This is a genomic window from Jeongeupia sp. USM3, assembly GCF_001808185.1.
In the GTDB taxonomy this organism is placed as follows: Bacteria; Pseudomonadota; Gammaproteobacteria; order Burkholderiales; family Chitinibacteraceae; genus Jeongeupia.
The window spans coordinates 3448752-3473210 of the sequence record NZ_CP017668.1; the positions used below are offsets into that span (position 1 = coordinate 3448752).

The window sequence follows — 24459 nt, forward strand, 5'->3', positions numbered from 1 at the left end:
GGTCTTGCGGACGCGCACCACCGGCTTTAGAGGACCAGGCGACGGATGTCCGCCAGCAGCTTGCCCAGATGCACGGTGAAGCGACCGGCTTGCGCGCCGTCGATCACGCGGTGATCGAAGGACAGCGACAGCGGGCACATCAGGCGCGGCGCGAATTCCTTGCCGTTCCAGACCGGCTTGATCTGGCTCTTGCAGACGCCGAGGATCGCGACTTCCGGTGCATTGACGATCGGGGTGAAGCTGGTGCCGCCGATGCCGCCGAGCGAGCTGATCGTGAACGTTGCGCCCTGCATGTCGGTCGGCTTGAGCTTGCCGTCACGCGCCAGCGCCGACAGCTCGGTCAGCTCCTTGGTGATCTGCTTCAGGCCCTTCTGGTCGACGTTCTTGATGACCGGCACGACGAGGCCGTTCGGCGTGTCGGCGGCGAAACCGATGTTGTAGTACTGCTTCAGCACCAGGTTGTCACCGTCGAGCGACGAGTTCATTTCCGGGAACGCCTTCAGCGCTTCGGCGGCGGCCTTGATGATGAAGGCCAGCGGCGACAGCTTCAGACCGGCCTTTTCCCATTCCTTGCCGATGGTCTTGCGGAAGTCTTCCAGCTCGGTGATGTCGCACTCGTCGTTGAACGTGACGTGCGGAATGACCACCCAGTTGCGGTGCAGGTTGGCACCGGAGATCTTCTTGATCTTCGACAGCGGCTTGGTTTCGATCGGGCCGAACTTGGCGAAATCGACCTTCGGCCACGGCAGCAGGTCCAGACCGGCACCCGAACCGCCTGCGGCCGCGGCAACCGGGGCAGCGGTCGCGCCGGACATCACCGACTTGACGAAGTTCTGCACGTCCTCGTGGACGATCCGGCCCTTCGGCCCCGTGCCGCTGACGCGCGACAGATCGACGCCGAGGTCGCGGGCGAAACGGCGTACCGACGGGCTGGCGTGGGCTTTCTTGAAGCTCGCGTCGTCGATCTTCGCTGCCGGCGCGGCAACGGCTGCGGCCGCCGGCGCGGGCGCGGCGACCGGTGCCGGGGCCGCAGCGACAGGGGCTGCAGCTGCGGGAGCAGGTGCGGCTGCCGGAGCAGCCGCAGCGGCGGCGCCCTTGACGGTGACGATCAGCGCCCCCTGGGCGACCTTGTCGCCGACCTTGATCGCGACCGATTCGACGACGCCGGCGGCGGTCGACGGGACTTCCATCGACGCCTTGTCCGACTCGAGCGTGACGAGGCTGTCGTCAACGGCGATGGTGTCGCCGACCTTGACGCTGACTTCGATCACTTCGACCGCGTCGAAGTTGCCGATGTCCGGCACGCGGACTTCGATCGACTGCGCGGCGGGCGCTGCCGCCGGTGCGGCGACCGGCGCCGGCGCAGCGGCCGGAGCCGGAGCCGGAGCCGGAGCCGGAGCCGGAGCAGCAGCCGGCGCGGGCGCCGATGCGGCCGCAGCGGCTTCGAGTACCAGCACGACGCTGCCTTCGGAGACCTTGTCGCCGACCTTGATCTTCATTTCCTTGACGACGCCGGCGGCGGTCGACGGCACTTCCATCGTCGCCTTGTCGGTTTCCAGCGTGATCAGCGATTGCTCGACTTCGATCGTGTCGCCGACCTTGACCAGCACTTCGATGACGTCGACGTTGTCGTGCCCACCGATATCGGGGACTTTCAGTTCAATGATGTTGCTCATTGTTGTTCCCTGTGAGGGGTTGGGGACAGGGCGCCCGGCCCTGCCTCGGATCAATCACGTCCGGCCACGGGCCGGACGCCTCACTCACGCAATCAGACGGTCCAGGGCGCCGGACGGTCGGCGTTGATGCCGTACTTGGCAATGGCTTCGGCCACCTTGTCGGTACCGATCTTGCCTTCGTCGGCCAGTGCCTTCAGCGCGGCCACGGCGACGTGGTAGCGGTCGACCTCGAAGAAGCTGCGCAGCGCCTCGCGGCTGTCCGAACGGCCGTAGCCGTCGGTGCCGAGTACGACATACTTGCCCGGCACGTATTCGCGGATCTGGTCGGCGAAGGTGCGCTTGTAGTCGGTCGCGGCGATCACCGGACCCTCGGCGCCCTTCAGGCACTGGGTCACGTACGGCACTTGCTGCTCGGCGGTCGGGTGCAGCAGGTTGTAGCGCGCTGCATTGACGCCGTCGCGGCGCAGTTCGTTGAAGCTGGTCGCGGACCAGATGTCGGCGTCGACGCCGAAATCGGCCTTCAGCAGCTCGGCCGCGGCGATGACTTCGCGGAAGATCGTGCCCGAACCCATCAGCTGGACCTTGAGCTTGCCGGCGTCGCCCTGGCGGAACTTGTACAGCCCCTTGAGGATGCCGGCTTCCGCGCCTTCCGGCATCGCCGGGTGCGCGTAGTTCTCGTTCATCAGCGTCAGGTAGTAGTAGATGTTTTCCTGATCCTGATACATGCGCTTCATGCCGTCCTGGACGATCACGGCCAGCTCGTAGGCGAAGGTCGGGTCGTACGAGACGCAGTTCGGGATGTACTCGGCGAACAGCTGGGTGTGGCCGTCCTGGTGCTGCAGGCCTTCGCCGTTCAGCGTGGTCCGGCCGGCGGTGCCGCCGAGCAGGAAGCCGCGGGCGCGCAGGTCGCCGGCTGCCCAGGCCAGGTCACCGATACGCTGGAAGCCGAACATCGAGTAGTAGATGTAGAACGGAATCATCGTCACGCCGTGGTTGGCGTAGGCGGTGGCCGCGGCGATCCAGTCGCTCATCGCGCCGGCTTCGTTGATGCCTTCCTGCAGGATCTGGCCGGTGGTCGATTCCTTGTAGAACATCAGCTGGTCGGCGTCTTCCGGCGCGTACAGCTGGCCGACGTGCGACCAGATGCCGAGCTGGCGGAACATGCCTTCCATGCCGAAGGTACGCGACTCGTCCGGGACGATCGGCACGACGCGCTTGCCGATGGTCTTGTCCTTGACCAGCGTGCCGAGCAGGCGAACGAAGGCCATCGTGGTCGAGCTTTCACGCTCGCCGGTCGATTCGAGCAGCGCCTTGAAGGCATCGAGGCCCGGCACCTGCAGCGGCTCGTCGACCGGCTTGCGCGCCGGCAGGTAGCCGCCGAGCGCCGCGCGGCGTTCGTGCATGTACTTGAGTTCCGGCGCGTCGGCGGGCGGCATGTAGAACTTGCATGCCTTGGCTTCTTCATCGGTGAGCGGGATCTTGAAACGGTCGCGCAGGTGCAGCAGGTCGTCTTCCGACAGCTTCTTGGTCTGGTGGGCGACGTTCTGCGATTCGCCCGCCGCGCCCATGCCGTAGCCCTTGACGGTCTTGACCAGCAGCAGCGTCGGCTGGCCCTTGTGCTCGACCGCGGCCTTGTAGCCGGCGTAGACCTTGTGCGGATCGTTGCCGCCGCGGGTCAGACGCCAGATGTCGTCGTCGGACATGTTCGAGACGAGCGCCTTCAGCTCCGGCGAGTTGAAGAAGTGCTCGCGCACGTAGGCGCCATCCTTGGACTTGTAGGTCTGGTACTCGCCGTCGACGACTTCCATCATCCGGCGTTGCAGCAGGCCCTTGGCGTCCTTGGCGAGCAGGGCGTCCCAGCCCGAGCCCCAGACGACCTTGATGACGTTCCAGCCCGAACCGCGGAAATCGCCTTCGAGTTCCTGGATGATCTTGCTGTTGCCGCGTACCGGGCCGTCGAGGCGCTGCAGGTTGCAGTTGATCACGAAGATCAGGTTGTCGAGGTGCTCGCGGCCGGCCAGCGAGATCGCGCCCAGCGATTCCGGCTCGTCCATTTCACCGTCGCCGCAGAAGCACCACACTTTGCGGTCGCCCTTCTGTTCGAAGCCGCGGTCGCCGAGGTACTTCATGAAGCGGGCCTGGTAGATCGCCATGATCGGGCCCAGGCCCATCGACACGGTCGGGAACTGCCAGAAGTTCGGCATCAGCCACGGGTGCGGGTACGAGCTCAGACCGCCGCCGTCGACTTCCTTGCGGAACTTGTCGAGCTGGTCTTCGGTGATCCGGCCTTCGAGGAAGGCGCGCGAGTACATGCCCGGTGCGCAGTGGCCCTGGAAGTAGACGAGGTCACCGCCGTGGTTGTCGCTCGGGGCATGCCAGAAGTGGTTCCAGCCCACGTCGTACAGCGTCGCGGCCGATGCGAACGAGGTGATGTGGCCACCCGGATCGCCTTTGCCCGGCTTGTTGGCCTTGACGACCATCGCCGCGGCGTTCCAGCGGGTGTACGAACGGATGCGCTCTTCGAAGCCGTGGTTGCCCGGGCTCTTGGCTTCCAGATGTGCCGGCACCGTGTTGATGTACGCAGTGGTGGCGGTGTAGGGGATGTTCACGCCGTCCTGACGGGCGTGATCGACAAGCTGCTCGACCAGGAAGTGGGCGCGTTCGGCGCCTTCGTTGGCCAGGACGCCGTCAAGCGCCGCCAGCCATTCCTGTGTTTCCTGCGGATCGAGATCGTGATGCTGCTCTGCCATTTATGTCTCTACCTTTTTAACTAAAGAGGTTAGTAGTGGTGAGTCGCGGTTCGGCGCCTCGCTGAGAGCGTTCAGCGCGGCACGTTCCGCTTGTAGTAGTTGATTAATCCGTTGGTCGACGCATCGTGGCTCGCGGTCAGCCCTGGCGTGACCAGATCGCTCTCGATCTTCTTGGCCAGCTGCTTGCCGAGTTCGACGCCCCATTGGTCGTACGAGTTGACGTTCCAGACCGTCCCCTGGACGAAAACCTTGTGCTCGTACAGCGCGATCAGCGCGCCGAGACGGCGCGGCGTCAGCCGCTGCATCAGGATCGAGTTGGTCGGACGGTTGCCCTCGAAAATCTTGTGCGGTGCCAGTTCGTCCTGCGCATCGCCGGTAATGCCGGCCGCGCTGAGCTCGGCGCGCACTTCGGCGTCGTTCTTGCCGCGCATGAACGCTTCGGTCTGGGCGAAGAAGTTGGCCATCAGGATGGTGCTGTGCGGCTCGGGGATTTCCGGGTGCTCGATGCTGGCGATGAAGTCGATCGGCACCAGCTGCGAGCCCTGGTGCAGCATCTGGTAGTAGGCGTGCTGGCCGTTGATGCCGGCATCACCCCAGACCACGGGGCCGGTGTGGTAGTCGACGCGGTTGCCGTCGAGGTCGACGGTCTTGCCGTTCGATTCCATGTCCAGTTGCTGCAGATAGGCCGGGAAGCGTTGCAGCGCCTGGTTGTACGGCGAGATCAGCTGGGTGTTGGCACCGAAGAAGTTCACGTACCAGATGCCGAGCATGCCCATGATCACCGGCAGGTTCTGCTCGAGCGGCTTGTTCTTGAAGTGCTCGTCCATGGTGTAGGCACCGTGGAGCAGGTCCTGGTAGTCGTGCTTGCCGAGATAGATCGCGATCGGCAGGCCGATGGCCGACCACAGCGAATAGCGGCCGCCGACCCAGTCCCAGAACTCGAACATGTTGTTGGTGTCGATGCCGAATTCGGCCACGGCCTTGGCATTGGTCGACACGGCGACGAAATGCTTGGCGATGTGCGTCTCGTTGCCGACGCGGTCGATGAACCACTTGCGCGCGGTGCGGGCGTTGGTGATCGTTTCCTGCGTTGTGAACGTCTTGGACGCGACGATGAACAGCGTCGTTTCCGGGTTGAGCTTTTTCAGCGTCGAGACGATCTGGTCGCCGTCGACGGTCGAGACGAAATGCATCGTCAGGCGCTGGTGGCCGAAGTCCTTCAGCGCGTTGCAGACCATCACCGGGCCGAGGTCCGAGCCGCCGATACCGATGTTGACGATGTCGGTGAAGGCCTTGCCGGTGTAGCCGGTACGCTCGCCCGAACGGATCTCGTCGGAGAACTGGAACATCTTCTCCTTGACCGCGTTGACCTTGGGCATCACGTCTTCGCCGTCGACAAGGATCGGGTTCTTGTCGAGGTTGCGCAGCGCGATATGCAGCACCGCGCGGTTTTCGGTGATGTTGATCTTCTCGCCGGAGAACATCTGCTCGATGCGCGCCTTCAGCCCCGACTGCTCGGCCAGCCTGAACAGCAGCGACATCGTTTCTTCGGTGATGCGGTTCTTCGAATAGTCAAAGAACAGGCCGCCCGATTCGATCGAGAATTTCTCGAAGCGCCGGGCATCCTGCTCGAACAGCTCGCGCATGTGCAGCGGCGCCACTTCCTGATAGTGCGCGGCGAGCGCTTGCCACGCCGGCGACTGGGTCAACTTCGACATCGACTCTTTCCTTCTCACGTTTTTCTTCACGGTACGTTTGCCGCGGTGGGCCGCGGTCTTTGATTCTCTCAGGTCAAGCGGCTGCGGCTGCGCATTTTGCCGCCGTTCGATGCCCGGATTCCTCATGGACTAGATGTCCATGCGGATTCCGCGCTTCGGGCGGCACCAGCCTGCTTTGGCTCGCTCGCCTGCCGGAACAGGTTTTTAGTTGTCATGCCCGCGAACCCGTTTTTCCTTCAGGTTGCGTTTCATTTTCTCGAGCTGGTCGATCAGTTCGGGGCCGCGCTTGAGCGCCACGCCGACGGCGAGTACGTCGATGATCACCAGATGGACGATGCGGGTGATCATTGGCGTGTACAGGTCCGGGTCTTCCATCGTGTCGGCGAACAGGCAGATGTTGCAGCGCTTGGCCAGCGGCGACTTCGAGTGGGTGATGCCGATGACGTCGGCGCCGGCATCGCGGGCGATCTCGACCGAGCGAAGCATGTCGAGCGTGCGGCCCGAGTTGGAGACGGCGACGACGGCATCGCCGGGCTTGAGCATCGACGCGCTCATGCCGTGCATGTGCGGGTCGGTGTAGGCGACGGTCGGCACGCCGAGACGGAAGAACTTGTTTTGCGCGTCGATCGCGACGGCGCCCGACTGGCCCTGACCCCAGACCTCGATCTTGTGCGTGTTCGCCAGCACCTTGATCGCGCGCTCGAGCGCTTCGGTATCGAGCTCGTTGCGGCAGCGCAAGAGGTGCGAGATGTTGTTGTCGAACAGCTTCTTGGCGAGGTCGTGCGCCGAATCGTCGGCCGAAACCATCGAGTGGACATAGGGCACGCCCGACACCAGGCTGCGGGTCAGCCGGAGCTTGAAATCCTGCAGGCCCGAGCAGTTGAGGCTGCGGCAGAAGCGGATCACCGTCGGCTGCGATACGCCGGACAGGTCGGCAATCTGGGCAATTGGCGCGTTGGCAACCAGATTCGGTTGCGCCAGTACCAGTTCGGCGACTTTGCGCTCGGATTTGCTCAGGGTGTCGATCAGGGTCTTGATACGTTCGAGCATGGTCGGTGGGTCTCACTCAAACGGCGATCGGGCCAGCTGTAGCTCGGCTGGGCCGGGGATCGCCCGGTTCTCAGTCAAACGTGATTGGAACCACGGGGCCTCTCGGCCCCGTGCGCGGTACTGGTGTTAGGCGGTCCAGAACACCGACTTGGCCGTCGCGACCTGATCGAGCACGCGACGGATCGGGTATTGCTGCTGCACCGGCTTGTCCTCGGACATCGCGGTCAGCAGCAAGCTCTTCTTGCCTTCGCCGGTGACATGGACGATGACGTCGCGCGCCCTGGCGATCGTCGGCAGGGTCAGCGTGATGCGCTGGTGCGGCGCGACCGGCGGCGTGACCGCGGCGAGCAGCGCGGTCGATGCGCAGGCGGCTTCGAGTTCGGCCGCATCCGGGAACAGCGATGCGGTGTGGCCGTCGTCGCCCATGCCGAGGATCAGCACGTCGATCGGCGTCGGGAAGATCGCCAGCCGCGCTTCGATCGCCGGCAGCGCTTCGTGCGGGGTCGCCGCGCCGTTGACCAGCGAAATGAAGTTGGCCTTGGCCGCTGGCCCTTGCAGCAGATGGGTGCGCACGCTCTTCTCGTTGCTGTCGGCGTGGTCGGGCTGGACCCAGCGTTCGTCGACGAGGGTGACGTTGACGCGGCGCCAGTCGATCTGAGCTTGCGACAGCGCGGCAAACATGCCGGCCGGCGTGCGGCCGCCGGAAACGGCCAGACTCGCCGCGCCGCGCGCGTTGATCGCCGCGCTCAGGCGCTCGGCGATGTGCGCGGCCAGCGCCGCGTCGAGTTGGTCTTTCGACGCGAATTCATGCCATTGCAAAGCCATTGCCTACCTCGGGGGACGGACACAACGCCAGCGAAGGGCGGAGCGCCTAATTTAAATAATCTGTACGTGCAGCGTGCCGGAGCAAAACGCAGCGAGCGGCGTCAGGGCACGGAGCGGAAGGGCGAGCCCCCGGAATGGACTAGATGTCCATGAGGAGGTCGAGCCCGCCCGCGACAAAGCCATGGCGCCGCGCAGCAAGTTTTCAGCTTTCTTCGTGCCAGCACAGGCCGTCGCGCGACAACAGTGCCGACGACGCGGCCGGGCCCCAGGTGCCGGCGGTGTAGGCCTTCGGCGCGTCCGGGCTGGCTTCCCAGGTGTCGATGATCGGCTCGACCCATTTCCACGCGGCGCGTTGCTCGTCACGGCGGACGAACAGCGACAGGTCGCCGCGGATCACGTCCATCAGCAGGCGCTCGTAGGCTTCCGGGCTGCGGGTCGTGAAGGTTTCCTTGAAGTCGAGGTCAAGGTGGACCGGGCGCAGGCGGACCTGGTTGCCCGGTTCCTTGGCCATCAGGTAGAGGCGGACCGACTCATCCGGCTGCAGCTGGATCACCAGACGGTTCGGCGTACCCATCTTGCCGAAGATCGAATGCGGTGCCTCGCGGAAGTTGATGACGATCTCGGCGAGGCGCTCCTGCAGGCGCTTGCCGGTCCGCAGGAAGAACGGCACGCCGGCCCAGCGCCAGGTCTGGATTTCGGCCTTGAGCGCGACGAAGGTTTCGGTCTTGGAGCCCGCCGGGACATCCGGCTCTTCCAGGTAGCCCGGCACCGGCTTGCCGCCGACTGCACCGGCGCGGTACTGGCCGCGGACGACCTTGGTGTGGACGTCCTCGACGGTCAGCGGCTTGAGCGCGCGCAAGACCTTGAGCTTCTCGTCGCGGACCGCGTCGGCGTCGATGCTCGCCGGCGGCTCCATCGCGACGATGGTCAGCAGTTGCAGCAGGTGGTTCTGGATCATGTCGCGCAGCGCGCCGGTCTTGTCGTAGAAATCCGCACGGGTTTCCACGCCGACCTGTTCGGTCACGGTGATCTGCACGTCGCGAATCCATTCGCGGCGCCACAGCGGTTCGAGCAGCGTGTTGGCAAAACGCAGTGCGATCAGGTTGAGCACCGGCTCTTTGCCGAGGTAGTGGTCGATCCGGTAGATCTGGTGTTCTTCGAAGTACTGACCGACTTCGTCGTTGATCTTGTTCGACGAGGCGAGATCGTGGCCGAGCGGTTTTTCGAGCACCACGCGGGCATTGCCCTTGGTCAGGCCGACACCGGCCAGGCTCTTCGAAATCGGTGCGAACAGGTCCGGCGCGGTCGACAGGTAGAACACGCGAGCACGCTTCGGAAACTCGTTCAGCGCGTCGGCGAGCAGGCCGAATTCCTCAGGCTTGTTGGCGTCGATCTTCAGGTACTGGATGCGGGCGGCGAACGAGTCCCAGTCGGCGTCGTTGTAATGCTTGCCGAGGTAGCCCTTGGCCAGCGCGTGTGCCTTGTCGAGGTAGGCGGCGGTATCGGGCACGCTGCGGCCCAGACAGACGATACGACCTTCGGCCGGCAGGTTGCCGTCCTGGTGTTGGTGATACAGCGCCGGCAACAGTTTGCGCATCACGAGGTCACCGGTGCCGCCAAACAGCACCATGTCGAACGCGTCGATCTGGGTCATAGCATCCTTCCTGAGTTATTCGTTGAACTCGGCCGCGTGCAGGTCCATCCGTTGTCCCCTGGCCTGTTGGGCGGGGGCTGCATACGCGCCGAGGTCTGGGCGTAGTAAGACTTCGTAATGTTACTACATGCGCAAAATCCGGCGCAAACGCTTTCGGCGGCGTTCGGGATTTCCCGAACGTCATTCGCCGAAAAATCCAGCAAAGCCGCGCCGTTGAACGAAAATGGTGCGTTGCGGTAATGCCGCTTCGTAAGCAGTTGTGGTTGAGTTTGCTAGGGGGTTGTAGTAAAACTACGCCGTAATCTTGCGACATACACTACCGCGATCCATGTAGCAGCGCGTGTCGAGGCGCGGTCAACCGGAGTTCGTCATGGCTTTACACCCCCGTCTTACCGAAGTTACGGCCCGCATCATCGAGCGCAGCCGTGAATCGCGTACCCGCTATCTGCAGCGCCTCGAAGCTGCTGCCCAGAAGGAACCGGTCCGCAAGGGGCTGGCCTGTACCAACCAGGCGCACGCCTGGGCCGCCGCGCCCGAAGGCGACAAGATCATGATGCGCGAGATGCGCCAGCCGAACATCGCGATCGTTTCCTCGTACAACGACATGCTCTCGGCGCACCAGCCGCTCGAAACCTTCCCGGCGATCATCAAGGCGGCCGTGCACGAAGTCGGTGCGACCGCGCAGTTCGCCGGTGGCACGCCGGCGATGTGCGACGGCGTGACCCAGGGCCAGCCGGGGATGGAACTCTCGCTGTTCAGCCGCGACGTCATTGCGATGTCGCTGGCGGTGGGTCTGTCACACAACGTCTTTGACGGCATGCTCTGCCTCGGCGTCTGCGACAAGATCGTTCCGGGCCTGCTGATCGGCGCGCTCCAGTTCGGCCACCTGCCGGCGATCTTCGTGCCGGCCGGCCCGATGACCTCGGGTATCTCCAACAAGGACAAGGCCAAGGTCCGCCAGCTGTTCGCCGAAGGCAAGTGCGGTCGCGACGAGCTGCTGGCATCGGAAGAGGGCAGCTACCACGGCCCGGGCACGTGTACCTTCTTCGGTACCGCCAACTCCAACCAGATGCTGATGGAAGTGATGGGCCTGCACCTGCCGGGCGCCGCCTTCGTCAACCCGAACACCCCGCTGCGCGATGCGCTGACCGCCGCCGCTGCGCGCCGTGTTGCGCAGATCACCGCGCTCGGCAACGAGTTCATCCCGGTCGGCAAGGTCATCGACGAGAAGGCCGTCGTCAACGGCATCGTCGGCCTGCTGGCGACCGGCGGCTCGACCAACCACACGATTCACCTCGTCGCGATCGCCAAGGCGGCCGGCATCGAGATCAACTGGGACGATTTCCACGACCTGTCCGAAGTCGTTCCGCTGCTGGCGCGCGTCTACCCGAACGGCTCGGCCGACGTGAACCACTTCCACGCCGCAGGCGGCATGGGCTACCTGATCCGCGAACTGATCGCCGGCGGCTTCCTGCACGACGACGTGCTGACCTGCACCGGTCACGGCCTGCGCACCCACTCGCAAGAGCCCCTCCTCGGCGACGACGGCAAGGCCGTCTGGCGCGAGTCGCCGGTCCAGTCCGGCGACGACACGGTGCTGCGCCCGCATACCCACCCGTTCAGCAAGGACGGCGGCCTCAAGGTACTCGAGGGCAATATCGGTCGCGCCGTGATCAAGGTCTCGGCCGTGGCCGAAGAGCATCGCGTCGTCGAAGCGGCGGCCATCGTCTTCGACGACCAGGACGACGTGCTCGCGGCGTTCCAGCGCGGCGAACTCGAGAAGGACTTCATTGCGGTTCTACGCTTCCAGGGGCCGCGTGCCAACGGCATGCCGGAGCTGCACAAGCTGACCCCGGCACTCGGCGTGCTGCAGGACCGCGGCTTCAAGGTCGCGCTGGTGACCGATGGCCGCATGTCCGGCGCGTCGGGCAAGGTGCCGGCGGCGATCCACATCACCCCGGAAGTCGTCTCGGGCGGCCCGCTCGGCAAGGTCCGTACCGGCGACGTCATCCGCTTGGACGCGGTGACCGGCGATCTGGTCGCCAAGGTCGACGCGGCCGAATGGGCCAAGCGCGAATGCGCAACCGCCGACATGAGCAAGAACGGCCACGGCATGGGCCGCGAGCTGTTTGCCGGTTTCCGCCTGCAGGCGACCGGTGCCGAAGAAGGTGCGCTGAGCCTCGGTCTCGCGCATTGATGTCAATCGTCAGCCGGCCTCCGGGCCGGCTTTCACTTATTGCTTAATACATTAGGAACCCTGCCATGCAAATTCGTGAAATCATGCGTTCGTGCTCGGTCATGCCGGTGCTGGTGATCGAGAAGGTCGAACACGCCGTGCCGCTGGCCAAGGCGCTGGTCGACGGCGGTATTCGCGTGCTGGAAGTGACCCTGCGGACCGAAGCTGCGCTTGAGGCCGTCAAGGCGATCGCCGACAACGTGCCGGACGCCATCGTCGGCGTCGGTACCGTCGTGCGCCCCGAGCAGTTCGCCCTGGCTCAGGCTGCCGGCGCCAAGTTCGCCGTGACCCCGGGCCTGACGCCGAGGCTCGCCGCCGCCGCGCGCGAAGCCGGCATCCAGCTGCTGCCGGGCGTGATGACGCCGTCCGAAGCGATCGCCGCACTCGAAGAAGGCTTCGATGCGCTCAAGCTGTTCCCGGCCGAACAGGCCGGCAGCCTCGGCATGCTCAAGGCCATGGGCGGCCCGCTACCGCAGATCCTGTTCTGCCCGACCGGTGGCGTGTCGCTCGAGTCGGCGGCGAAGCTGCTGGCGCTGCCGAACGTCGGTTGTGTCGGCGGTTCGTGGCTTGCACCGAAGGACATGGTCGCCAACGGCGACTGGGCCGGCATCACCAAGCTTGCCCGTGAAGCGGCCGCGCTGCGCGCCTGACCACAGGTCGTCGCAAGGGGCGGCAAAATGCTGCCCGTCCCCTTCGACTGGTAGACTGAAGGCTTGCGCAGTGCTCCATCTGACTATGACGGTCGCGTAAGTCCCTAATGTACGTACGATGCTTGTCATGGCACAAAGGCGCCTTGTGCCGGCGCTTGTATGCTCTGACCGTCCAATCTGTTCCATCCTCTATTTATCTGGAGATGATCCATGGCTATCAAAGTAGGTATCAATGGTTTCGGCCGCATCGGCCGCATGGTATTCCGTGCCGCCGTCTACAACTTCGCGGACGACATTGAAATTGTCGGTATCAACGACCTGTTGGAGCCGGATTATCTCGCCTACATGCTCAAGTTCGACTCGGTGCATGGCAAGTTCAAGGGTGATGTGAAGGTCGAAGGCGGCCATCTCGTCGTCAACGGCAAGACCATCCGCCTGACCGCGATCAAGGATCCGGCCGAACTGAAGTGGGGCGAGGTCGGTGCCGATGTCGTCGTCGAGTCGACCGGCCTGTTCCTGACCAAGGAAACCGCCGAGAAGCACATTGCCGCCGGCGCCAAGAAGGTCATCATGTCGGCACCGTCGAAGGACGACACCCCGATGTTCGTCTACGGCGTGAACGACAGCACCTATGCCGGCCAGAACATCATCTCCAACGCGTCGTGCACGACCAACTGCCTGGCCCCGATCGCCAAGGTCATCAACGACAACTTCGGCATCAAGCGCGGCCTGATGACCACCGTCCACGCGGCGACGGCGACGCAGAAGACCGTTGACGGCCCGTCGAACAAAGACTGGCGCGGCGGCCGCGGCATCCTGGAAAACATCATTCCGTCGAGCACCGGTGCCGCCAAGGCCGTCGGCGTGGTGATCCCGGAAGTGAAGGGTAAGCTCACCGGCATGTCGTTCCGCGTGCCGACGTCGGACGTTTCGGTCGTCGACCTGACCGTCGAGCTGAACAAGGAAGCGAGCTACGAAGAAATCTGCGCCGCCATGCGCGCAGCGTCGGAAGGCCCGATGAAGGGCGTGCTCGGTTACACCACCGAAAAAGTCGTCTCGACCGACTTCCGCGGAGAAGCCTGCACCTCGACGTTCGACGCCGACGCCGGCATCGCACTCGACAAGACCTTCGTCAAGCTCGTGGCCTGGTATGACAACGAGTGGGGCTACTCCAGCAAGGTGCTGGAAATGGTCCGCGTGATGGCTGCCAAGTAAGTCGCATTTCACGCAGAACAAGGAACCCGCTTCGGCGGGTTTTTTGTTGGCTGGATACAGGGAAGCGCTGTCGTACCATGACAATGAGCTGAGATGCTCGAGCCGTATCCACTGCCTTGCCAAGGCACCGCGGAGCATGGGCTCGAACGTGTGTAGAAACAGAAAACACTTTAAAAACCGCCGCTTACAGGCGGTTTTTTATTTGACGTGTTGTATGTGGGCAACGGTTTCACCGCGTAAGCGCAGGCGGGTTTGCCCGTAGCAAGTCGATTCTTTTATTCTGGCCCCGTAGAGCAAGGTTGCGTCAGACGTACCGCAAATCGTGCTGTTACGGCTGGTTCTTCATCTAATTAGAAAGAAACCAACTCTCGTATCTAGGAGACCTATAAATGTTCAAACGTGCTCTGGTTGCTGCTTCCCTGGCAGCTGCTTTCGCGGCTCCGGCTTTCGCCGAAGTCACCATCGGCGGTTCGATCGAAGCCGACATCTATATCCACGGTTCCAATGCGAACGGCTTCCGTGACGAAGTCGAACTCGACGTTGAGCCGCGCCTGTTCTTCTCGGGTAGCGACAAGCTCGATAACGGCTCCAAGGTCATCTGGAAGATCTGGACCGGTGTTGAAAACTACCGTGAACAAAAGGACAAGACCTGGGGCAACCGTGAAGCTTGGGGCGGCTGGCAAGGCGACTGGGGTACCCTGCGTTTCGGTAAGACCTACGCTCCTTCGTACCTGAAGCTGGACTGGCCGTACGGCAACCTGGGCGGCGCGATGCACGTTGCCGAACTGGGTCTGGTTGGTTTCAACCCGGACAACGCAATCACCTATGATTCGCCGAACTGGGGTGGTTTCTCGTTCTCGGGTCAGTACTCGTTCCTGGGCCAACAAAACCAGGTTGATGGCGTTGACCAAGAATACTTCGTTGACGTGACCGCCGGTTACTCGGGTGGTGGCTTCATGATCGACGCTGGCTATCAGCAAGCCGAAGCCAACGCTGTTGTCGGCGGCGTGCTGACGCACCAGCAAGATCCGAGCAAGTTCTGGTTTGTTGCAGGTGGCTACAACTTCGGCGCCTTCACCGTCAAGGCTGGTTACAAAGGCTGGGAAAATTCGTGGGCCGGTCTCGCTGGCGACCAGAACCAGTACTTCGTTCAAGGTATTTACTCGGCTGGCAAGCACACCGTTGGCCTGACCTACAACTACTTCGACGATGTTGAGCAAAACGGCAGCAAGATCAACGATAGCGACTCGAACGTGATCTACGGTCAGTGGAACTACTCGCTGTCGAACAACACCGTTGCTTACGTTCAAGGTCGTTACTCGATGGCCGGCGAAAATGCGGTCATGGGCGCAAACTACGCAACCCTGGCTAAGGATAGCGACAGCTACCGTCTGCTGTTCGGTACCTGGACCGGCTTCTAATCGATTCGTTTGATTCGATTTGCTAGGTCTTAGAAAGGGCGACTTCGGTCGCCCTTTTTTCATTTCGATCGGCGCGCCTGCGGGGGCGCCGATTCAATTTGTAGCCTACGGTGTCGGCCCTACATTCCTGACCTGATCGGCGATCACCTGATATCGGCGTCCTTTCATCTTTCCTACGCTTCCTGAACGAGGTCACCGCGGGGTGGCCCGCTCCGAGGGGAGAAGAAGAATGCAAGCTGTGCGTATGTCGATGGGGGCCGCGGTTCTGGCGATGGCGTTTGCGGCGAATGCAGCCGAGGTCGAGGTGCTGCATTGGTGGACTTCCGGTGGCGAGGCCAAGGCGGCTGGCGAGCTCAAGAAGATGCTCGAGGCCAAGGGCTACAAGTGGAAGGACTTTGCCGTTGCCGGTGGCGCCGGCGAGAACGCGATGACTGCGCTGAAGGCGCGCGTGGTGTCGGGCAATCCGCCGGCGGCGGCACAGATCAAGGGGCCGGCGATCCAGGAGTGGGGCGCCGAGGGCGTGCTGGCGTCGATCGACGACGTCGCGAAGAAGGACGGTTGGGACAAGGTGTTGCCGCCCGCCGTGTCCAGCGTGATGAAGTACAAGGGCCAGTACGTCGCCGCGCCGGTCAACGTCCACCGCGTCAACTGGCTGTGGGTGAATCCGCTGCTGCTGAAGAAGGCCAACGTCAAGGCGCCGACGACGTGGGAAGAGTTCTTCAAGGTCGCCGATGCGCTGAAGAAGGCGGGCATCCAGCCGGTCGCCTATGGCGGCCAGCCGTGGCAGGACGCGACGGTATTCGAAACCGTGGCGCTCGGCGTCGGCGGTGCCGATTTCTACAAGAAAGCCTTTGTCCAGCTCGATCAGCCCACGCTGAAGGGGCCGACAATGGTCAAGGTGCTCGAGACCTACAAGCGCATCAAGCCGTACACCGACAAGGCCAGCGCCGGCCGCGAGTGGAATCTCGTCACGTCGATGGTCATCAACGGCACCGCCGCGATGCAGTTCATGGGCGACTGGGCCAAGGGCGAGTTCCTCGCCGCCGGCAAGGTACCGGGCAAGGATTTCCTCTGTGTCGCCGCACCGGGGACCGCCAGTGCGTACACGTTCAACATCGACAGCTTCGTGATGTTCAAGCTGCCGAACAAGAATGCGGTCAAGGGACAGAAGAACCTGGCCGAAACGCTGATGAGCCCGCAGTTCCAGGAGCTGTTCAACCTCAACAAGGGCTCGATTCCGGCGCGCATGGGCATGGACATGAGCAAGTTCGACGAGTGCGGCAAGAAGTCGGCCGAGGACTTCAAGGCCGACGCGGCCAAGGGCACGCTGCTGCCGTCGTTCGCGCACGGCATGGCAATGTCGTCGGCGACGCAGGGCGCGATGTACGACGTGATCTCGCAATTCTGGAACGACGACGCGGCCAGCGCACAGAAGACTGCCGAGAAGCTTGCCACTGCGGCCAAGGTCCGCTGATCCGGAAGGTGAGTGTCGCGCTGCGTGCAGACGCAGCCGGCGACCGTCTCTGCCGGCCGGGTAGCGCCCGGCCGGATCTTGCCTGCCCTGGAGGTCTTCTACATGTCCGCGATATCGCGCCCGGCGCACTACGGCTTCGCCGAGCACTGGCTGCCCCGGCTGGTGCTGGCGCCGTCGTTCCTGCTGGTCCTGGTTTTCCTGTACGGGTTCATCGCCTGGAACGGCGCGCTCTCGTTCACCGCATCGCGGCTGCTGCCCAACTACGAGTGGGTCGGGTTGGCGCAATACGAGGCGCTGTTTGCCAGCGAGCGCTGGTGGGTGGCCGTGCACAATCTATTCATTTTCGGCGTGTTGTTCATCGGCGGGGCGATGGTGGTCGGCATCGTGCTGGCGATCCTGCTCGACCAGAAGGTACGCGCCGAGGGTACGCTGCGGACGATCTATCTGTATCCGCTGGCGCTGTCGTTCATCGTCACCGGCACGGCCTGGGGCTGGATGCTCAATCCGGGGCTGGGGCTGGAGAAGCTGATGCATGACTGGGGCTACGCCGGCTTCAGTTTCGACTGGCTGGTGAATCCGGACCGGTCGATCTACACGATCGTCATTGCCGGCATCTGGCAGTCGTCGGGCTTCGTGATGGCGCTGTTCCTCGCCGGGTTACGCGGCATCGACGATTCGATCATCAAGGCCGCGCAGATCGACGGTGCCGGCCTGCCGCGCATCTACTGGCGCATCGTGCTGCCGGCAATGCGGCCGGTGTTCTTTTCGACCCTGATGATCCTCACGCATATCGCGATCAAGAGCTTCGACCTCGTGATGGCGCTGACCGGTGGCGGCCCCGGCTTCTCGTCCGATCTGCCGGCGACCTTCATGTACCAGATGGCGTTTACCCGCGGCCAGATGGGGCTGGGCGCGGCGAGCGCGATGATGATGCTGCTCACCGTGTCGGCCATCGTCGTGCCTTATCTGTATTCGGAGCTGCGGAGGAGCCGCCATGTCTAGACCCTGGCGCAGCGTGCTCTACGCCGTCCTGATCATCGCGGCGCTGTACTACCTGCTGCCGCTGTACGTGATGCTGTCGACGTCGCTCAAGACCATGGACGAAATCCGCGCCGGCAATCTGCTGTCGCTGCCCGGCGCGATCAGCTTCGATGCCTGGCGCAAGGCATGGGGGACCGCGTGCACCGGGATCGAATGCTCGGGACTGTCCGGCTATTTCTGGAACTCGGTAAGGATGGTGATCCCGGCGGTGCTGATTTCGACCGCGCTCGGCGCGCTCAACGGCTACGTGCTGTCGAAATGGCGCTTCCGCGGTTCCGAGCTGGCGTTCGCGATGCTGCTGTTCGGGCTTTACATCCCGTTCCAGGTATTGCTGCTGCCGATGGCGCAGACACTCGGCTGGTTCGGGCTGGCCCGGTCGATGTTCGGGCTGGTGTTCGTCCACGTCGTCTGCGGGATCGCCGGTACGACGCTGTTCTTCCGCAACTTCTACGTCGGCATTCCGGACGAGCTGATCAAGGCCGCGCGGCTCGACGGCGCCGGCTTCTGGCGCATCTTCGTGCGCATCGTACTGCCGATGTCGCTGCCCATCCTGATGGTGACGCTGATCTGGCAGTTCACCCAGATCTGGAACGATTTCCTGTTCGGCCTGGTGTTTTCCAGCGGCGAGAGCCAGCCGATCACCGTGGGGCTGAACAATCTTGCCAACACCTCGACCTCGGTCAAGGAATACAACGTCAACATGGCGGCGGCGCTGATCGCCGCGCTGCCGACCATTGCCGTCTACGTGCTGGCCGGCAAGTACTTCGTGCGCGGCCTGTCGGCCGGCGCCGTCAAGGGATAAGGGGAGGACCGATGGGGGCATTGGCCATCAAGAACGTCATCAAGCGTTTCGGTGACACGCAGATCCTCAAGGGCATCGACATTCATGTCGATGCGGGCGAGTTCCTGATTCTGGTCGGACCTTCGGGCTGCGGCAAATCGACGCTGATGAACATCATCGCGGGCCTCGAGTCGCCGACCAGCGGCGAGGTCCACATCGCCGGCCGCATCGTCAACGATGTGGCGCCGAAGGACAGGGACATCGCGATGGTGTTCCAGAGCTACGCGCTGTATCCGACGATGAATGTGCGGCAGAACATTGCCTTCGGGCTCGAGACGCGACGCGTGCCGAAGAAGGAGCAGGACGAAATCATTGCGCGGGTAGCGAAGATGCTGCAGATGGATCATCTGCTCGACCGCAAGCCCGGCCAGCTCTCGGGCGGCCAGCGCCAGCGTGTCGCGATGGGGCGGGCGCTGGCGCGCAACCCCAAGCTCTTCCTGTTCGACGAACCGCTGTCCAACCTCGACGCCAAGCTCAGGGTCGAGATGCGCACCGAGATCAAGCAGCTGCACCAGCGGCTGAAAACGACGATCGTCTACGTGACCCACGACCAGATCGAGGCAATGACGCTCGGCGACAAGATCGCGGTGATGAAGGACGGCGTGATCCAGCAGTTCGGCAGCCCGCAGCAGATCTACGACACGCCGGCCAACCTGTTCGTTGCCGGCTTCATCGGCTCGCCGTCGATGAACTTCATCCCGGCCCATCTGGCCAGGGAGGGCGGGGTGGTCGGCGTCAGCCTGCAGAGCGGCGAGGCGGCGTGTTTCGTGCCGCTGCCCGACAGTGCCCGCTATGCCGCCCATGTCGGCAAGCGGGTGATCGTCGGTATCCGCCCGGAACAGTGGGATGTGGCGGCCGACGGCCTGGCTTGCAGCATCGACCTGCTTGAGCCGACCGGCCCCGACACCATCGTGTTCACCCGCGTCAACGGCATTGGCGTCCAGGCCCGGCTGCATCCGCGCGACGCCCGCTTGCCGGGCGCCATCATCAAGCTGCGGCCCGACATGGGCAAGGCCGTGCTGTTCGATCCCGATACCGAGGTGCGGATCGGCTGAACGCGCCCGGCGGGGGGATCGGGGAGATTCTGCTTACAGGCCGCGCCGCTCGACCAGCGCCTGTGCCAGCGTGCTCGGATCGACGTGTTCGAGCTCGCCGCCGACCGGCAGGCCGCGGGCGATGCGCGAGACCTTGAGGCCGCGTGCTCGCAGGGTCTCGGCGAGATAGTGCGCGGTTGCTTCGCCTTCGACGGTGAAGTTGGTCGCGAGGATGACCTCCCCGACTTCGCCGTCGCTGGCGCGCTCGAGCAGACGTTCGAAGGCGATGTCCTTGGTACCGATGCCGTCGAGCGGGCTCAAACGGCCCATCAGCACGAAGTACAGCCCCTGGTAGGCGAGCGTCTGTTCGATCATCAGCAGGTCGGTCGGCATCTCGACCACGCACAGCTGGTGCCGGCTGCGCTCGTCATCGCGGCAGATCTCGCAGACCTCGGCCTCGGTGAAGGTATTGCAGTGACGGCAATGCTTGAGCGTCGCGATCGCGTACTCGATTGCATGTGCCAGATTGGCTGCACCGGCCTGATCGCGCTGCAACAGATGATAGGCCATGCGGCTGGCCGACTTCGGGCCGACGCCGGGCAGCACCTTGAGCGCCTGGATCAGTTGCTGGAGCGAGGAGGGGACTGTGGACATGGAGGAAGGGATAGGGCAACGATGCACGGAATCTATCGTAGTAGGCGAGCGAGCCAAAGCAGTTTGTCCCCGCCCGAAGAGCAGGAACCTTCATCAACATGAGGTCCATGAGGACGACCCGGAGGTAGCCCCCTTGCGGGGGGCCGGGCATCGGACGGGGACAAAATGCGAAGGCGCAGCCGCCTGATTCGATAGACTCTCAGAACGGCAGCTTGAAGCCCGGCGGCAGCGGCAGCCCCGCGGTCATGCCCGCCATGCGTTCCTGACTGGTCGCCTCGGCCTTGCGCTGTGCGTCGTTGAACGCGGCGGCGATCAGGTCTTCGAGCATTTCCTTGTCGTCGGAGAGCAGCGAATCGTCGATCGACACGCGCTTGACCGCATGGCTGCAGGTCATGACGATCTTGACCATGCCGGCGCCGGCCTGGCCTTCGACCTCGACGTTGGCGAGTTCTTCCTGCGCTTTCTGCATTTTTTCCTGCATTTTCTGCGCTTGTTGCATCAGTTGGCCAATGCCACCCTTGTTGAACATGATGTGCTCCTGAGTGTGAAGATCGACGGCTTGCGACGTCAGAGTGGTTTGATCGAATCGGGCAGGACGGTGGCGGCAAAGTCGCGCACCAGCGTCTGGACGAACGGGTCGTTCTGGATTTCGGCTTCGGCCTCGCCCTGGCGCTGTTCCTTTTCGCGCAGCAGTTGCGCCGCCGGAGTGTCGCCGCCGGCTTCGCCGAGCGTGACGACCAGCTGGATCGGGCGGTCGAAATGTTGCGACAGCGCTTCGCGCAGCTTGTCCTGGAAGTCGCGCGTGGCGACGGCGCGGTGGGCGTCGGCAACGAGCAGCTCGAAGCGGTCGTTGCGCCAGCCCATCAGTTCGGCGTTCTGCGCCAGCATGCCGGCGGCGCCGAGCTTGAGCTGCACCACCAGTGCGCGCCAGTCGCCGTCGAACGGTGCGGCGACGACCGGTGCAGCCGGTTCGGCTTCTTCCGGATACGGTGCGCGTGGTGCCGGCTCGTTCGCCGGCTGGGCGTCTTCCCAAGGTGGCATGTCCTGAGCCGGCGCCACACTCGCAGCAGGTGCAGGTGCAGGTGCAGGTGCAGGTGCAGGTGCAGGTGCAGCCGCAGGCGTTTCGGTTGTGGCTGGTACGACGGCTTGCGGCGCAGCACGTGCCGGCGACGGTGCGCCGGTTTCGCCCGGCGATTGTCTGGGCAATTGCGCCGGCGCGGCTGCGTCACTCGGCGGCTGTTTGGGCTGTTGCGCCGGTGTGGCTGCATCACTCGGTGGCTGTTTGGGCAGATGCTCCGGCGTGACTGCATTGCTCGGCGATTGCTTGGGGAGTTGCGCTAGTGTGGCTGCATCGCTCGGCGGCTGTTTGGGCAATTGCGCCAGCGTGACTGCGTCACTCGGCGCGAAGGCCAGCATCCGCAGCAGCGTCATCGTGAAACCGGCGTATTCGTCCGGTGAGAGCGGCAGGTCGCGGCGGCCGTGCAGCACGATCTGGTAGTAGAGCTGCGTGTCCTCGGGCGACATCACCGTGGCGAGTGCGATGATCGCGTCGCGCACCGGCAGATCGTCGGCCAGCGCGCCGGGCACCATTTGCGCGACGGCAATCTGCCGCAGCAGGTGCGCCAGCTCGCCGAGCGCGGCTTCGAACGACAGGCCGCGGCCGGCGATGCTGTCGGCGGTCGCGAGCAGCTGCGCGCCGTCACGGGCCAGCAGCGCGTTCAACAGTTCGAACAGATAGCCCTGGTCGACCGCGCCGAGCATCGCCCGGACGCCGGCTTCCTCGACCTGGCCGGCGCCGTAGGCGATCGCCTGGTCGAGCAGGGACAGCGCATCGCGCATCGAGCCGTTGGCGGCGTGGCCGAGGATGGGCAGCGCGCCGGGTTCGAAAGCGACCTGTTCGGCGTCGAGCACCTTGTGCAGATGACCCGAAACCTGCTGCGGCGTCATCTGCCGCAAGGAAAACTGCAGGCAGCGGCTCAGTACGGTGATCGGCACCTTCTGCGGGTCGGTGGTCGCGAGGATGAACTTGACGTGGCCCGGCGGCTCCTCGAGCGTTTTCAGCATCGCGTTGAACGCACTCTTCGAGAGCATGTGCACTTCGTCGATGATGTACACTTTGAACCGCCCGGCGGTCGGTGCGTACTGGGCGTTGTCGAGCACTTCGCGGATGTTGTCGATACCGGTGTTCGACGCCGCGTCGATCTCCAGCAGGTCGACAAAACGCCCCGCATCGATCTGCGTACACGCGCCGCACACGCCGCACGGCTCGGCGGTGATGCCGGTCTCGCAATTGAGCGCCTTGGCCATGATCCGCGCGATCGTCGTCTTGCCGACACCGCGCGTGCCGGTGAGCAGGTAGGCGTGATGCAGGCGCTCGTTCGCAAACGCGTTCGAGAGCGCCTTGATCACGTGCTCCTGGCCCACGAGCTGGGCAAAGGTCCTGGGGCGCCACTTGCGGGCGAGAACTTGATAAGCCATGCCCGGATTCTAACAGATGCCTACTCCGTCCAATCAGCCCGCAGACAATCAGCCCGCAGACAATCAACAACGACCCGCTTTCCCCGTCGACGATCCGCCGCCCGAGCCGCCGTTCGAGCCGGCGCTGGAGGAGTGCTGCGGCAGCGGCTGCGAGCCGTGCATTTTCGACACCTATGCCGAGGCGCTGCATGCCTACCGCCGCGACTATGCGGCGTGGCTGCAACGTCATCCCGAGTTCAAGGACCTGCCGCGCCGATGAAACCGACGATCAAGCAAGCCCTGTTGTCACTGTGGCTGTGCGCCGGTGCCGCGAATGCGGCGCTGCCGGTCGACGTCGAGTCCGCGCTGGCCAAGGCCGGCGTGCCGGCGTCGGCGCTGGCGGCGGCGATCCTGCCGGTCGACGGCGGGCCGGCCGTACTGCTCGAGAACGCCACCCGGCCGATGAACCCGGCGTCGACGATGAAGCTCGTCACCACCTGGTCGGCACTGAACCTGCTCGGCCCGGCCTATAGCTGGAAGACGCAGTTGTTGTCCGACACGCCGGTCGCGAACGGCGTGCTGAACGGCCCGCTGTACCTGAGGGGCAGTGGTGATCCGAAGCTGACGTTCGAGCGGATGTGGCTGCTGGTGCGCGAACTGCGCGCGGCCGGCGTCAGCGAGATCCGCGGCGATCTGGTGCTCGACCGCAGCGCGTTCCGGCTGCCCGTATCGACCTCGGCGTTCGACGACGACAGCGACGAGGCCGGCCAGCCGTATCTGGTGACGCCTGACGCGCTGGTCAGCAACTTCGGCAGCGTGCGGCTGATGCTGCGCAGCGACGGCAGCACGGTGCGCGCGACGCTGGAGCCGGCGCTCGATGCGTTGCGGCTCGACAGTTCGGTGAAGCTGGCTGCGGGCGCCAGTTGTGCGGGATGGAAGGACGGTGTCCAGCTCAGGCTCGACGATGCGGGGCAATCGGCCCGCGTGAGCGTTGCCGGCCGTTTCCCGGCCGACTGCGCCGGCGACCGCTACTTTGCCGTGCTCGACGCCCGCTCCTACACCGCCAGCCTGTTCCGCTCGCTGTGGCAGGAGCAGGGCGGGCGCTTCAGCGGGCAGGTGCGCGACGGCGTGACGCCGCCGCAGGCAAGGCTGCTGGCGACCAGCATCTCGCCGCCGCTGACCGAGGCCGTTCGCGACATCAACAAGTTCAGCAACAACCTGATGGCGCGGCAGCTGTTCCTGACGCTCGGCGCGACCTCGCCCGATCCGGCCGGCGACACGGCGGCCGCGGCCGATGCGCGCGTGCGCGGCTGGCTGCAGCAGCAGGGGCTGAACATGGCCGAGCTGCATCTGGAAAACGGCGCCGGCCTGTCGCGGGTGGAGCGGATCAGCGCCGAACACCTCGGCCGGATGCTGGTGTCGGCCTACCGCAGCCCGCTGGCGCCCGAATTCATCTCTTCGCTGCCCATCGTCGGCATCGACGGCACGATGAAGAAGCGCTTGAAAGACGAAGCCGGCGCCGCACACATCAAGACCGGTACGCTCAAGGACGTGCGCGCCGTCGCCGGCTATGTGCGCGACCAGCAGGGCCGCGACTGGGTTGTCGTCGCGCTGCTCAATCACCCGAAGGCACCCGGTGCAATGCCGGTGCTCGATGCGCTGCTGCGCTGGGTTGCCACCCGCTCGTCGACCGAGATCGCTGCGCTGCGCCACTGATCCGGCGCTCGGATTTCCCGCTGCCACGCCGCTGACGTGTCAGCACC

The 24459-nt window shown here is 64.3% G+C and carries 19 protein-coding genes; 10 read left to right on the forward strand and 9 right to left on the reverse strand.

Going from position 1 to position 24459, the window contains the following annotated elements; genetic code table 11:
* Positions 1-26: 26 nt before the first annotated feature.
* From aceF to zwf, 6 genes are all read right to left on the reverse strand, one after another.
* Positions 27-1676, reverse strand: a complete 1650-nt coding sequence (gene aceF, locus BJP62_RS16275) for a dihydrolipoyllysine-residue acetyltransferase (RefSeq protein WP_070531355.1) — start codon at positions 1674-1676, stop codon at positions 27-29.
* A gap of 92 nt (positions 1677-1768) precedes the next feature.
* On the reverse strand, positions 1769-4426 hold the full coding sequence (gene aceE / locus BJP62_RS16280; protein ID WP_070531357.1) for a pyruvate dehydrogenase (acetyl-transferring), homodimeric type: 2658 nt from the start codon (positions 4424-4426) through the stop codon (positions 1769-1771).
* A gap of 71 nt (positions 4427-4497) precedes the next feature.
* The gene (gene pgi / locus BJP62_RS16285) at positions 4498-6144 is read right to left on the reverse strand and encodes a glucose-6-phosphate isomerase (protein ID WP_070531360.1); all 1647 of its coding nucleotides are present in this window, start codon (positions 6142-6144) and stop codon (positions 4498-4500) included.
* A gap of 204 nt (positions 6145-6348) precedes the next feature.
* Positions 6349-7194 (reverse strand): transcriptional regulator HexR, encoded by an 846-nt coding sequence (hexR, locus tag BJP62_RS16290; RefSeq protein ID WP_070531363.1) that lies wholly within the window; start codon positions 7192-7194, stop codon positions 6349-6351.
* A gap of 126 nt (positions 7195-7320) precedes the next feature.
* Positions 7321-8019, reverse strand: a complete 699-nt coding sequence (gene pgl, locus BJP62_RS16295) for a 6-phosphogluconolactonase (RefSeq protein WP_070531366.1) — start codon at positions 8017-8019, stop codon at positions 7321-7323.
* Positions 8020-8221: 202 nt separating this feature from the next.
* Positions 8222-9673, reverse strand: a complete 1452-nt coding sequence (gene zwf / locus BJP62_RS16300; RefSeq protein WP_070531369.1) for a glucose-6-phosphate dehydrogenase — start codon at positions 9671-9673, stop codon at positions 8222-8224.
* 370 nt (positions 9674-10043) lie between these two features.
* Here zwf and edd point away from each other — a divergent pair, with 370 nt between their 5' ends.
* From edd to BJP62_RS16340, 8 genes are all read left to right on the forward strand, one after another.
* Complete coding sequence (edd, locus tag BJP62_RS16305; RefSeq protein WP_070531372.1) at positions 10044-11870, forward strand: phosphogluconate dehydratase; 1827 nt, start codon at positions 10044-10046, stop codon at positions 11868-11870.
* A 65-nt stretch (positions 11871-11935) separates the two neighbouring features.
* A complete protein-coding gene (gene eda / locus BJP62_RS16310) occupies positions 11936-12559 on the forward strand; it encodes a bifunctional 4-hydroxy-2-oxoglutarate aldolase/2-dehydro-3-deoxy-phosphogluconate aldolase (RefSeq protein ID WP_070531374.1) in 624 nt (207 codons plus the stop codon).
* Positions 12560-12769: 210 nt separating this feature from the next.
* Entirely contained in the window at positions 12770-13774 is a 1005-nt protein-coding gene (gap, locus tag BJP62_RS16315) for a type I glyceraldehyde-3-phosphate dehydrogenase (RefSeq protein ID WP_070531377.1), read from the forward strand.
* Positions 13775-14163: 389 nt separating this feature from the next.
* Positions 14164-15195, forward strand: a complete 1032-nt coding sequence (locus tag BJP62_RS16320; protein ID WP_070531380.1) for a porin — start codon at positions 14164-14166, stop codon at positions 15193-15195.
* A gap of 229 nt (positions 15196-15424) precedes the next feature.
* On the forward strand, positions 15425-16669 hold the full coding sequence (locus BJP62_RS16325) for an ABC transporter substrate-binding protein (RefSeq protein WP_070531383.1): 1245 nt from the start codon (positions 15425-15427) through the stop codon (positions 16667-16669).
* A 102-nt stretch (positions 16670-16771) separates the two neighbouring features.
* Complete coding sequence (locus BJP62_RS16330) at positions 16772-17671, forward strand: carbohydrate ABC transporter permease (protein ID WP_070532866.1); 900 nt, start codon at positions 16772-16774, stop codon at positions 17669-17671.
* Positions 17664-18512 carry a carbohydrate ABC transporter permease gene (locus BJP62_RS16335; RefSeq protein ID WP_070531385.1) on the forward strand — a complete coding sequence of 283 codons (849 nt, stop codon included), beginning with the start codon at positions 17664-17666 and terminating at the stop codon, positions 18510-18512. The genes BJP62_RS16330 and BJP62_RS16335 overlap by 8 nt, the downstream gene beginning before the upstream one ends.
* A gap of 11 nt (positions 18513-18523) precedes the next feature.
* On the forward strand, positions 18524-19606 hold the full coding sequence (locus BJP62_RS16340) for an ABC transporter ATP-binding protein (RefSeq protein WP_070531388.1): 1083 nt from the start codon (positions 18524-18526) through the stop codon (positions 19604-19606).
* A 33-nt stretch (positions 19607-19639) separates the two neighbouring features.
* On the opposite strand, the gene recR is transcribed toward BJP62_RS16340, so the two are convergent.
* From recR to dnaX, 3 genes are all read right to left on the reverse strand, one after another.
* The gene (gene recR / locus BJP62_RS16345) at positions 19640-20239 is read right to left on the reverse strand and encodes a recombination mediator RecR (protein WP_070531391.1); all 600 of its coding nucleotides are present in this window, start codon (positions 20237-20239) and stop codon (positions 19640-19642) included.
* Between the two features lie 199 nt (positions 20240-20438).
* A complete protein-coding gene (locus BJP62_RS16350; protein WP_070531394.1) occupies positions 20439-20768 on the reverse strand; it encodes a YbaB/EbfC family nucleoid-associated protein in 330 nt (109 codons plus the stop codon).
* Positions 20769-20806: 38 nt separating this feature from the next.
* The gene (dnaX, locus tag BJP62_RS16355; protein ID WP_070531397.1) at positions 20807-22717 is read right to left on the reverse strand and encodes a DNA polymerase III subunit gamma/tau; all 1911 of its coding nucleotides are present in this window, start codon (positions 22715-22717) and stop codon (positions 20807-20809) included.
* A gap of 16 nt (positions 22718-22733) precedes the next feature.
* On the opposite strand from dnaX, the gene BJP62_RS16360 reads away from it, so the two are divergent.
* On the forward strand, positions 22734-22976 hold the full coding sequence (locus tag BJP62_RS16360) for an oxidoreductase-like domain-containing protein (protein ID WP_070531401.1): 243 nt from the start codon (positions 22734-22736) through the stop codon (positions 22974-22976).
* Entirely contained in the window at positions 22973-24412 is a 1440-nt protein-coding gene (dacB, locus tag BJP62_RS16365; RefSeq protein WP_070531404.1) for a D-alanyl-D-alanine carboxypeptidase/D-alanyl-D-alanine-endopeptidase, read from the forward strand. Before BJP62_RS16360 ends, dacB begins: the two co-directional genes overlap by 4 nt.
* Positions 24413-24459: the final 47 nt, after the last annotated feature.